At 32.2% G+C, this 12,520-nt stretch carries 8 protein-coding genes; 4 read left to right on the forward strand and 4 right to left on the reverse strand.

Annotated features, from left to right (window positions below; translation table 11 throughout):
• Positions 1 to 53: 53 nt before the first annotated feature.
• A complete protein-coding gene (fumC, locus tag LPB136_RS01680; RefSeq protein WP_072554473.1) occupies positions 54 to 1,454 on the reverse strand; it encodes a class II fumarate hydratase in 1,401 nt (466 codons plus the stop codon).
• Between the two features lie 147 nt (positions 1,455 to 1,601).
• On the opposite strand from fumC, the gene LPB136_RS14055 reads away from it, so the two are divergent.
• Positions 1,602 to 1,775 carry a hypothetical protein gene (locus LPB136_RS14055; protein WP_198938429.1) on the forward strand — a complete coding sequence of 58 codons (174 nt, stop codon included), beginning with the start codon at positions 1,602 to 1,604 and terminating at the stop codon, positions 1,773 to 1,775.
• Between the two features lie 444 nt (positions 1,776 to 2,219).
• Here the strand turns inward: LPB136_RS14055 and LPB136_RS01685 are convergent, their stop codons facing one another.
• The 3 genes from LPB136_RS01685 to LPB136_RS01695 all read right to left on the reverse strand — a co-directional run bounded on the left by LPB136_RS01685 (position 2,220) and on the right by LPB136_RS01695 (position 8,613).
• Positions 2,220 to 4,664, reverse strand: a complete 2,445-nt coding sequence (locus LPB136_RS01685; protein ID WP_072554474.1) for a TonB-dependent receptor — start codon at positions 4,662 to 4,664, stop codon at positions 2,220 to 2,222.
• 147 nt (positions 4,665 to 4,811) lie between these two features.
• Complete coding sequence (gene yidC, locus LPB136_RS01690) at positions 4,812 to 6,692, reverse strand: membrane protein insertase YidC (protein WP_072554475.1); 1,881 nt, start codon at positions 6,690 to 6,692, stop codon at positions 4,812 to 4,814.
• Between the two features lie 307 nt (positions 6,693 to 6,999).
• On the reverse strand, positions 7,000 to 8,613 hold the full coding sequence (locus tag LPB136_RS01695) for a CTP synthase (protein WP_072554476.1): 1,614 nt from the start codon (positions 8,611 to 8,613) through the stop codon (positions 7,000 to 7,002).
• A 209-nt stretch (positions 8,614 to 8,822) separates the two neighbouring features.
• Here LPB136_RS01695 and rpmH point away from each other — a divergent pair, with 209 nt between their 5' ends.
• The 3 genes from rpmH to LPB136_RS01710 all read left to right on the forward strand — a co-directional run bounded on the left by rpmH (position 8,823) and on the right by LPB136_RS01710 (position 12,349).
• Entirely contained in the window at positions 8,823 to 8,984 is a 162-nt protein-coding gene (gene rpmH / locus LPB136_RS01700) for a 50S ribosomal protein L34 (protein WP_072554477.1), read from the forward strand.
• Between the two features lie 114 nt (positions 8,985 to 9,098).
• Positions 9,099 to 11,954 (forward strand): carbamoyl-phosphate synthase large subunit, encoded by a 2,856-nt coding sequence (gene carB, locus LPB136_RS01705; protein WP_072554478.1) that lies wholly within the window; start codon positions 9,099 to 9,101, stop codon positions 11,952 to 11,954.
• A gap of 77 nt (positions 11,955 to 12,031) precedes the next feature.
• Positions 12,032 to 12,349, forward strand: coding sequence for a protein kinase family protein (locus LPB136_RS01710; RefSeq protein ID WP_072554479.1), 318 nt, complete (start codon positions 12,032 to 12,034; stop codon positions 12,347 to 12,349).
• The last annotated feature ends 171 nt before the right edge of the window (positions 12,350 to 12,520 follow it).

Here is a 12,520-nt window from a genome sequence, read left to right on the forward strand (position 1 = left end):
TAAAAAAAGCTGCAAAATAAATTTACAGCTTTTTAAATTTATTTATTGTTTTTTTATTTCAAACCACTTGTCATGTCGGCAGGTTTTACCCATTCGTCATATTCAGCTTCGGTAACATAACCTAAACGAACTGCTTCTGTTTTTAAAGTTGTTCCGTTTTCATGCGCTGTGTTTGCAATTTCAGCTGCTTTGTAATAGCCTATTTTGGTGTTTAAAGCCGTAACTAACATTAAAGAATTGTTTACCAACTCTGTAATTCTACCATGATTTGGTTCAATACCCGCAGCACAATTTTCATCAAAAGATTTACAAGCGTCTCCAATTAATTGAGCAGATTGTAAAACGTTTGCCGCCATCATTGGTTTAAAAACGTTTAATTCGTAATGTCCCTGTGTTCCTCCAACAGTTACAGCAACATCGTTACCCATAACTTGTGCACAAACCATTGTTATTGCTTCCGCTTGTGTAGGATTTACTTTTCCTGGCATAATAGAAGAACCTGGCTCGTTTGCAGGAATAATTAATTCTCCAATTCCAGAACGAGGACCAGAAGCCATCATTCTAATATCGTTTGCAATTTTATTTAAAGAAACTGCAAGTTGTTTTAAAGCGCCATGAGTTTCTACTAACGCATCGTGTGCTGCTAACGCTTCAAACTTATTTTCAGCAGTTATAAAAGGTAAACCTGTAAATTCTGCAATGTATTTTGCTACTAAAACATCGTAACCAGCTGGTGTATTTAAACCAGTACCAACGGCTGTTCCACCTAAAGCTAATTGACTTAAATGTTCCAATGAATTATTTAAAGATTTTAATCCAAAGTTTAATTGCGCAACGTAACCAGAAAATTCTTGCCCTAAAGTTAACGGAGTTGCGTCCATTAAGTGCGTTCTACCAATTTTTACAACATCTTTAAAGGCTTCCGATTTAGTTTTTAAAGTATCGCGTAATTGCTGAACTCCTGGAATTGTAGTTTCTATAATTTTCTTGTAAGCAGCAATGTGCATTCCTGTAGGGAATGTATCATTTGATGATTGCGATTTGTTTACATCATCATTTGGTTGAATGGTTTTGTCTCCTTCACCAATTACTTTTCCAGCAATTTCGTGCGCTCTGTTTGCAATAACTTCGTTTACATTCATGTTAGATTGCGTTCCAGAACCTGTTTGCCAAATTACTAACGGAAACTGATCGTTATGCTTTCCTGCTAAAATTTCATCACAAACCTGTGCAATTAAATCGCGCTTTTCAGTTGCTAAAACACCCAATTCTGCATTTGTAAAAGCCGCAGCTTTTTTAAGATATGCAAAACCATAAACTACCTCTAAAGGCATAGAACCCGCAGGTCCAATTTTAAAGTTGTTACGAGAACGTTCTGTTTGCGCTCCCCAATATTTATCTGCAGGAACTTCAACATTTCCCATCGTGTCTTTTTCAATTCTGAATTTAGTCATGTTATAATGATTTAAAAAGGCTAATAATTAACGAATACCAAAATTACAAATTTTGAAAGTTTTGAGTAGCGATTTTTACTAGATTTTATTGGTTGAAAGGAAAAATAGTTTTAATTTCGCGTTATAACAATTATTAATAAGAAAGAAATGTTAGATTTTTCAGAATTTTCAGGTTTAGTTTTATTCATGTTTATTTTTACAGCTGGTTTTTGGTTGTTAATATTCTTATTAACATTTGTAGTTCCTTACTGGATTGGTGGTACAATTTGGGAAAACTGGAAACTTAAAAAAGAAGCTAAAAAAGCTGCTGAAGGTAAGTAGTTTTTAGGTTATATATTTATTTACAAGATTAAAAAGTTCGCTATTTGCGAGCTTTTTTTTTGGGCGTTACCACAAGGGTCGCGCTTTCCGTTATATCTTTTTAGTTTTGTTCTCGATACAAATTTGTTCATTCTTCACAAATTCACTCGAACTGACAACTAAAAAGGATGCCACTGCAATCGCTAACGCGGGCGTATTTATTTAGGTTTTGTCTTTCCTTCTAAGAAAAGAGTCTATGTTCGCTTGGATTTTTGTCTTCGCAGGAATGACAGTGGCGTAAAAGAAAAAACTCGTTCAAGAAATTGAACGAGTTTTTTATGAGTTTGAGTAAGTGCGTTAGGGATTGAAGCGTTTGTTTGAGCTCTTTTTTCTTTTTCAGAAAAAAAGCGAGTGCGTAAAGCCCGCCCGAACGCCCTAATATTTCTACTACGCTCAATATAACAATTATCCGTTATATTCTTCTCCGCCGCCATCTTCTCCGCCTTGTGGTCTTTGTGGTTTCTTCTTTTGATTAAAACGATACGTAAAACTTAACGATATTTGGCGCTCTCTCCATTGAAATTCTCCGTAAGAAACCGTTGAAGGGTTTTCTCTTCCGCCATAATAAGTTGTGCTTTGTCTTTTACGTGAGTTAAATAAATCGCTTACATTTAAAACCAATGATGCTTTGTCTTTTAAAATATCTTTGCTAAAAGCTAGGTTGGTCATAAACATACCTTCTCTATCGCTTTGTGCGTTTGTTTGTGGTCCTCGATACATAATACGTGTTTGCCATTCAATTTTTGCAGGTAAAGTTATGCGTGAGTTAAAGCGTGCAAACCAGCTACTTTCGTTTACTTCGCTTAAGTTTGTAGTTGCTTGTGTACCATCTTGCGCTGTGTAAACATACGTAAAAGCGTCTGTATTAAATTTAAAATAATTAAAGCTTGCTGATAAACGAATTGCTTTTGTTGGGCTGTAATTAGATGTAAACTCAAATCCGTAACGTTGTTCGTCATTTATATTTAAAGGTTGACTTACAAATACATTGGTTCCGTTTCTTTCTTCAATTATTGATACTCTTTCTATTTTATCTGTAGAAAGTTGGTAGTATAATGAAGCGCCTAAGTTAAATTTTCTAATTTTTGTGTTGTATCCTAAATCGTAAGAACTGGTAAAAGTTGGATTTAAATCTGGGTTTCCTCTAAATACACTTGTGGCAGAGCTTCTACTTTCAAACGGATTTAAAAACCAGTGACGTGGTCTTCTTAAACGACGGCTGTAACCTAAAGTTAGGTTTTCATTATCATTTAACTCATAACCAAAGTTTACGGTTGGAAACCATTCTGTATAGTTTTTGTCGGATGTTTGGTTTGTTGTTAGTACATTTAAATCGATGTCTGTAATTTCTGAACGAAGTCCTAATAGGTAAGAAAATTTATCAATTTTACTTCCGTATTGTGTGTAGAATGCATATACATTTTGCTTAAATGTTATTGCGTTTGATGGGTCAAAATCTGTATTAGGATCTAAAATATTTACTTTAAAGTCTGACTCTAAATCTTGTAAGGTAGATTTGTGTCCAAATTCAAATTGACTACTTTCTCCAATTGGCAACACATAATCTAACTGAAATAGTTTTTCTTTAGAGTTGGTAATTTGCGAGTTTAATTCAGATAATGCACCGTTTACTGTTACAGGAGAGTTTTCTGTTTCTTCACTATTTCCATATTGCAAATCTATGGTTAGTTTTTGTCCGTTATCGTCTAATTTGGTAGTGTAATTTAATGAGTATTGATTATCTACACCATCTTCGTCTTCGTTTTCTACTCTTAATTCATTTAAAAGATTTTGTGATGTATTGTCTGTTAAATAACGTTCTGTTACGTTAGTCGCTATGTCGTTACCTTTAGATTTTCTGTACACAAAATTACCAGTAATAGAACTGTTATCATTTATATAATATTCTAAACCAACAGATGCATTAAAACTTTTGCTTTCTCTGTCAAAAGTTCTGTTTTCTACTTGTGTGCTGTCTAAAACTCCATCGGTTAGATAAGAGAATTCTGTTTGTGAGTTTCCAGGTCCTTTTCTGTAAGAGTAACCAAGGTTAGAAAATAAGTTTATTTTTTTTGTTCTATAGTTTAAGTTTGGTGCAACTCTTACCATGTCTGGATTACCAACTGTAAGGTTTAGTGAACCATTAAAACCTGTTATTTTTCCTTTTCTAAGAATAATATTTAAAATTCCAGCAGTTCCTTCCGCATCATACCTTGCAGAAGGAGAAGTTACAACTTCTACTTTTTCAATGGCATCTGCCGGTAAATTACGTAAGGCATCGGTTCCTGTTAAACCAACAAGTGCAGACGGTTTTCCATCAATTAAAATACGAACGTTTTCGTTACCTCTTAAACTTACAGCTCCTTCAGCATCTACATTTACAGATGGTACATTGTCTAAAACATCTGAAGCAGTTCCGCCTTTTACCGTCATATCTTTACCAACATTGTATATTTTTTTATCTAACCTTATTTCTACGGTAGATTTTTCTGCAATAATTTCTACTTCATCTAAAGTTTCTGCATCTTCTGTAAGAGAAATAGTACCAATATTTTTATTTGAAGTTAAATCTTGAGTTCCTAAATCTTTAGTTTTAAAACCAATAAACTCAGCTTTTACTGCATAATTTCCTTGAGGAATAGTAATGCTAAAGTTACCTTGCATGTCTGTAATTCCACCGCTAACTCTTTTTGTTTTTAGGTTTGTTAAAACAATGGTTGCGTATTCTAATGGTTGTTTGGTAGTTGTTTCTATTACTTTTCCTGAAATTGAAGCAGTAGAAGATTGAGGTTTTTGAGCTAGCATTGTTAAACTAAACAAGCAAGCAATAAATAGTGTTATTTTTTTCATTGTAAAATAGTTGATATAGTATCTAGCTTAGACTTTGCAAAAATACGATAGTTTAAAGGTTAAGTGTTAAACCCATGTTAAAGCCTTGTTAAAAGAAAAAAACCGAAACTTTTAAGTTTCGGTTTTTCTTTTTTTTTTGCTAACTGCTTACTTCTTTTTCTTCTGTGCAGCTTGCTGTTCCTGTGCTTGTTTCATAGCATCATCTAAACGTTGTCTAAATTTGCTTTTAGCTTTTGCAGGTTTCTTTTTGTTTTCTTCAATTTGTGCATGAATTTTATCTTCATCAATTACAAAGTTTTTAATAACTAACATAATAACAATAGTTAATAAGTTAGAGATAAAGTAGTATAAACTTAAAGAACTTGCGTAGTTGTTAAAGAAAAATAACATCATAATAGGAGAGAAGTAAATCATATACTTCATCATCTTGCTCATATCTGGCATACCTTCTTGCGTAGGCGCTTGCATATTTGCTTGCTGACTTTGGTTCATCTTCATGTAAAAGAAGATTGCTATAGATGCTAAAATTGGAAATAAACTTACGTGATCTCCATAAAACGGAATTTCAAACGGAAGTTTAAAAACAGTATCATAAGAAGATAAGTCATTTGCCCATAAAAAGTTCTTTTGACGCAAATCTATATTGGTCGGAAAAAACTTAAACAAGGCAAAGAAAATAGGCATTTGTAACAATGCAGGTATACAACCCGACATCATGCTTACACCAGCTTTACGTTGAATCGCCATTGTTTCTTGTTGACGTTTCATTGTGTTTTCTTTACCAGGATACTTCTCGTTTAATGCAGTTAATTCTGGTCTAATAACCTTCATTTTTGCACTTGATAAATAAGATTTATAAACTAACGGAGACATTATAATTCTAACAACAACGGTCATTAAAATAATAAGCAATCCATAACTTCCAATAAAACCTTTTAAGAAGTTAAATACAGGATAAAAAACAGTTCTGTTTAAGAACCCGAAAATTCCCCAACCTAAATCGGCAGTTTCATCTAAATTAGTTCCTTCATATTTTTTTAATAAATTATAACCACTTGGTCCGTAAAACCATTTCATGTTATAATTTAACTCTCCACCGCTTAAAGCTAACGGCGTTTTTAATTCGTATTTTTTAGTAAAAACAGTATCAATTTCTGCATTTAAAACTAAATCAGTAGAAGTAACAGTTGCGTTGTTAAATGGCTTGTCTGTTAGTAAATTAGACGTAAAAAAGTGCTGTTTAAAAGCAACCCAATCTACATCGTTTGCAATTTCTGAATTACCAGCATTTAAATATTCTACTTCATCATCCGTTTTATAGTAGAACCAAGAATACATTGTATTCTCTGTTTTCATACTTTTTTCATGACGATAACCATTTAAAGACCAATCTAAATTAATAGTATTAGAAGCGTTTATAACATCGCTTAAACCAATAGAACGGATAGAGAAATCTACCATATATTCGTTAGGTTTCATTTCATATCTATATTCTAAATACTTGCTATCAGAAACCTTTAGTTTCATAGAAAGCACTTGATTATCTCCGTTTTTAGTTAAAGTAGGAGCAAAAAATAAGTCAGCAGTATTTAAAATTCTGTTATCAGTTGTTCCAAAGTTAATATTAAACGAAGCATTTTTATCTTTAACCATATATAATGGTAAAGAATCATAAGTTTTAAAGTTTTTAATAAGGGCTTCTGTAATTTGTCCACCTTTATTATCAACCGTAAGTTTTACCAACTCATTTTCTAAAACGCTAGTTCCGTTTTTTCCAGAAATTGCACTTTTTGCAAAAGCACCTAATTTATTTTGAGCAGCGACTTGTTGTAGAGAATCACTTAAAACAACTGTACTTTCAGTAAGTGAATTTTGAGTAGTAGCTGCAATAGAATCTGCAACAATTTCTGTGTTAGTTGTGTTTTCTGGTGTAATCTCTGGCTTGTTAGTGTTCATCCACCAAAGCATAATACCAGCTAATAAAAGCATTCCTATAAAGGAAGTGTAATCAAATTTTTTTTGTTCCATCTTAAATGTGTGTCAACTTGTCATTTTCTAAAAACTACTCTTAGAAAAACGCGACAAATGTAGCAAAACTATGTCTGTTTTTAGTCTTTTTACTACTATTAATTAATGATACTTATATAGGTCAAAAGCTGTACCGAATTTTAATTTGGGCGTTACCAACAAAAAAAGCAATGTTTTTAAAAACATTGCTTTTTTTGTTCGTCGTGGTTGGAGTTTATCTTGAGCGTAGTCGAAAGGTACTCGCTTTTTATTCATGCTTCATAAAAGAGCTCAAACAAAACTTCAATCGCTAACGCGGGCATATTTATTAACTTTTAGAATTCTTCAAAGAAGCCTTTACAAAATCAACAAACAAAGGATGCGGATTTAAAACCGTACTCTTATATTCTGGATGATATTGTACACCAACAAACCAAGGATGCGTATCAATTTCTACAATTTCTACCAATCCCGTTTTAGGGTTTACACCAGTAGCTCTTAATCCAGCTGTTTCTAATTGTGCTTTGTAATCGTTGTTAAACTCGTATCTATGTCTGTGACGTTCGCTAATATTTGTATTTTGGTATGCGTTGTAAACTTTAGAGTTTTTATCTAACTCACAATCCCAAGCACCTAAACGCATTGTTCCACCTTTTTCGGTAACATCTTTTTGTTCAGCCATTAAATTAATAACAGGATTTGCAGCGTTTTCATCCATTTCAGTAGAAATAGCATCTTTTAAACCTAACACGTTTCTTGAGAATTCAATAACTGCCATTTGCATTCCTAAACAAATTCCTAAAAACGGAATGTTATTTTCACGTGCAAATTGTACCGCTTTAATTTTTCCTTCAATTCCTCTATCACCAAAACCTGGAGCTACTAAAATTCCGTTTAAACCAGCAAGTTGTTTTTCAACATCTTTAGTTTCTAAAGATTCAGAATGTATCCAACGTACTTTTACTTTAGTTTCATTGGCTGCACCTGCGTGTATAAATGCTTCTGTAATAGATTTGTAAGAATCGTGTAATTCAACATATTTACCAACCAAACCAATTTCTACGGTATGTTTTGGATTTTTATGTTTGTGTACAAATTCGTTCCATTGTTTTAATTCTGGTTGTTTGTCTGAAGATAAATTCAATTTATCTAATACAACTTTATCTAAACCTTCATTAAACATTAAATTAGGAACATCGTAAATTGTTTCTGCATCTAAAGATTGAATAACATTTTCTTTCTTTACGTTGCAAAATAATGCCAACTTACGTTTAATATCGTCATTAATTTCGTGCTCAGATCTACAAACTAATACATTTGGACTCACACCACTTTGCATTAACATTTTTACTGAGTGCTGAGTTGGTTTTGTTTTTAACTCACCAGCAGCAGCTAAATAAGGTACTAAAGTTAAATGAATAACAATAGCGTTGTCTTCGCCCATTTCCCATTGTAACTGTCTTACAGCTTCAACGTACGGTAAAGATTCAATATCACCAACGGTTCCTCCAATTTCAGTAATTACAATATCAAACTTACCAGTATTTCCTAAAAGTTGAATTCTGTGTTTAATTTCGTCTGTAATATGCGGAATTACCTGAACAGTTTTCCCTAAAAATTCTCCTTTACGTTCTTTATTAATAACAGATTGGTAAATTCTACCCGTTGTAACGTTGTTGGCTTGTGAGGTTGGAATGTTTAAAAAACGTTCGTAATGTCCTAAGTCTAAATCGGTTTCTGCTCCATCATCTGTAACATAGCATTCGCCATGTTCATAAGGATTTAGCGTTCCTGGATCAATGTTAATATATGGGTCAAGCTTTTGTATGGTAACAGAATAGCCGCGTTCTTGTAAAAGTTTAGCAAGAGAAGCGCCTACAATTCCTTTTCCTAATGAAGAAGTTACGCCTCCTGTAACAAAAACATATTTTGTGTTGTTCATGGTAATGTTAGGTTTGGGCAAAAGTAGTAACAATGTGTGTGGCTTCAAACAAAAAAGTGTCAAAAATTCATCAATAAAAAATATTTTAAAAAAATATAAATTAGCATTTGTCAGAAAAAAAAACAGTTGTATATTTGCAAACGCTTTTAGCAGACGGAATTTCTAAAAAGCAAAAACAAAGTTTAAAGAAGATATTAAAAACATAGATAATGCCAAAAAGAACTTACCAGCCATCGAAGAGAAAGAGAAGAAACAAACACGGTTTCCGCGAAAGAATGGCTTCTGCTAATGGTAGAAAAGTATTAGCTCGTAGAAGAGCAAAAGGAAGAAAGAAAATTTCTGTTTCTTCAGAAGCAAGACCAAAAAGATAATGATTAACAATTGTTAATAATTTAAAGGCGTTACTATTTATTAGTATCGCCTTTTTTTTTAACTTTTTTTTATTTTTATCGCCAACATAACAACAACACAACAAGAATTTTAAAATGCCTAAACAACAAGACCTTAAATCAGTTTTAATTATTGGATCTGGACCAATTGTAATTGGACAAGCGTGTGAATTTGATTATTCTGGATCACAATCTTTACGTTCTTTACGTGAAGATGGAATTGAAACTATTCTTATCAACTCTAACCCAGCAACTATTATGACAGACCCTTCAATGGCTGATCATATTTATTTGCTACCATTAACAACAAAATCAATCATTCAAATTTTAAAAGAGCATCCACAAATTGACGCAGTTTTACCAACAATGGGTGGTCAAACAGCATTAAATTTATGTATTGAAGCTGACGATAAAGGAATTTGGAAAGATTTTGATGTAAAACTAATAGGTGTTGATATTGATGCAATTAATGTTACCGAAGATAGAGAACAGTTTAGGGAATTGATGATTAAAATAGGAGTGCCAATGGCGCCTCAAGCAACAGCAACGTCATTCTTAAAAGGTAAAGAAATAGCACAAGAATTTGGGTTTCCTTTAGTAATTAGATCTTCTTATACTTTAGGTGGAGCAGGAGCTTCAATAGTGTATGATCCAAATGATTTTGACGAATTATTAAGTAGAGGTTTAGAAGCATCGCCAATTCATGAGGTGATGATTGATAAAGCGATGATGGGCTGGAAAGAATACGAATTAGAATTATTACGTGATAAAAATGATAACGTAGTTATTATTTGTTCTATTGAAAATATGGATCCAATGGGAATTCATACTGGAGATTCTATTACTGTTGCACCAGCAATGACACTTTCTGATAAAACCTATCAGAAAATGCGTGATATGGCAATTCATATGATGCGTTCTATTGGAGATTTTGAAGGAGGTTGTAACGTACAGTTTGCAGTTTCTCCAGATGAAAAAGAAGAGATTATTGCTATTGAAATTAATCCACGTGTATCTCGTTCTTCCGCATTAGCGAGTAAAGCCACAGGTTATCCTATTGCAAAAGTAGCTACAAAATTAGCCATTGGTTATACATTAGATGAATTAGAAAACGGAATTACAAAATCTACATCGGCTTTATTTGAGCCAACATTAGATTATGTAATTGTAAAAATACCTCGTTGGAATTTCGATAAATTTGAAGGTTCAGACAGGACTTTAGGTTTACAAATGAAAGCAGTTGGTGAGGTTATGGGAATTGGACGTTCGTTCCAAGAAGCGCTTCACAAAGCAACACAATCTTTAGAAATTAAAAGAAATGGTTTAGGTGCAGACGGAAAAGGCTACACAGATTACAACCAAATTATAGATAAATTAACCAATGCAAGTTGGGATCGTGTTTTTGCAATTTACGATGCAATTGCAATGGGAATTCCATTAAGTAAGATTTATGATATCACAAAAATTGATATGTGGTATTTAAAACAATATGAAGAGTTATTCCAATTAGAAAAAGAAATTTCTACATATACAATTGAGACTCTTGATAGAGATTTGTTATTAGAAGCAAAGCAAAAAGGGTATGGAGATAGACAAATAGCACACATGCTAAAATGTTTAGAAAGCGAAGTTTATACAAAAAGAGAAGAATTAAAAGTACAACGTGTATTTAAGTTAGTTGATACTTGTGCGGCAGAATTTAAAGCAAAAACGCCTTATTATTATTCAACTTTCGAAAACGAAATTGAAACTGCAGACGGACAAATTACCATTGCAAATGAAAGTGTTGTAACCGATAAAAAGAAAATTATCGTTTTAGGTTCTGGGCCTAATAGAATTGGACAAGGAATTGAGTTCGATTATTGTTGTGTGCATGGAGTTTTAGCAGCTGCAGAATGTGGTTACGAAACAATTATGATTAACTGTAATCCAGAAACGGTTTCTACAGATTTTGATACAGCAGATAAATTATATTTCGAACCTGTTTTTTGGGAACATATTTATGACATTATTCGTCATGAAAAACCAGAAGGTGTAATTGTACAATTAGGTGGTCAAACAGCTTTAAAATTAGCTGAAAAATTAACTAGTTACGGAATTAAAATTATTGGAACTTCTTTTGAAGCGTTAGATATTGCTGAAGATAGAGGACGTTTTTCTGCAATGTTACAAGAGAATAAAATTCCTTATCCAGAATTTGGGATTGCAGAAACTGCAGATGAAGCTTTAGTTTTAGCAGATCAATTAGATTTCCCTATTTTGGTTCGTCCTTCTTACGTTTTAGGAGGTCAAGGAATGAAAATTGTTATCAATAAAGAAGAATTAATTAAGCATGTTGTTGATTTATTAGGAAGAATGCCTGGTAATAAATTATTGTTAGATCATTATTTAGATGGCGCAATAGAAGCAGAAGCAGATGCAATTTGTGATGCAGACGGAAATGTATACATTATAGGTATAATGGAACATATTGAGCCTTGTGGAATTCATTCTGGAGATTCTAATGCAACGCTACCAGCGTTTAATTTAGGAGAATTTGTCTTACAACAGATAAAAGATCATACACATACAATTGCTAGAGAATTAAAAACGGTTGGATTGATAAACATTCAGTTTGCAATAAAAGACGATATCGTTTATATTATTGAAGCAAACCCAAGAGCATCTAGAACAGTTCCTTTTATAGCAAAAGCTTATAAAGAGCCGTATGTTAATTACGCAACTAAAGTAATGTTAGGAGAGAAGAAAGTAACAGACTTTAACTTTAATCCACAATTAGAAGGTTATGCAATTAAACAACCGGTATTCTCATTTAACAAGTTTCCGAATGTAAATAAGAAACTTGGTCCAGAAATGAAATCGACTGGAGAAAGCATTTTGTTTATTGATAGTTTAAAAGACGATCAGTTTTACGACTTATACTCAAGAAGAAAAATGTATTTAAGTAAGTAGAATTCATATTAATGGAATTTATACAACCTTTTATAATAGTATGCTTGATAATCTTTGTCATTTATGTTCAAGTGAAATTGATTAAAAATAGATATTTTAAAAAGGATAATGTTCAGTTTGAAGAGTATTTTAGAAATAGAGGTTATAAATTTATTCAAAAGCAAAGGCCAACTAAAGAAGATTGGAAAAGAAGTCCATTTAAAAAGCCTAAACCGGTTAAAATAAGTTTAATATCTGTAAATATTTTAGGTATACCTTCTTCTTTTGATGATGATGAATATTATATTTTAGATGTAGTTAAAAATAATAAAAAGGAAATATTTTGGGTTGAAATTAAAAGCAGAACTTTATCAAAGCCAAAATTAATTTTTAAAAAACAGATAAACCGAAGTTAATTTAACTTCGGTTTTTTTTTACATTTTTTTTATAACGGAGTTTTCATATTGTAACCTTAATAATGGTTTTGGATGTTTTTAAAAAATAATATTACTGAAACGAGCATTCGTTTTTAAGTGTTTTTCCCTATATTTATTAATCTTAAAGCTAATACAACTAACTTAAAATTT

Origin of the sequence: Tenacibaculum todarodis (assembly GCF_001889045.1) — a bacterium.
Taxonomy (GTDB): Bacteria; Bacteroidota; Bacteroidia; order Flavobacteriales; family Flavobacteriaceae; genus Polaribacter; species Polaribacter todarodis.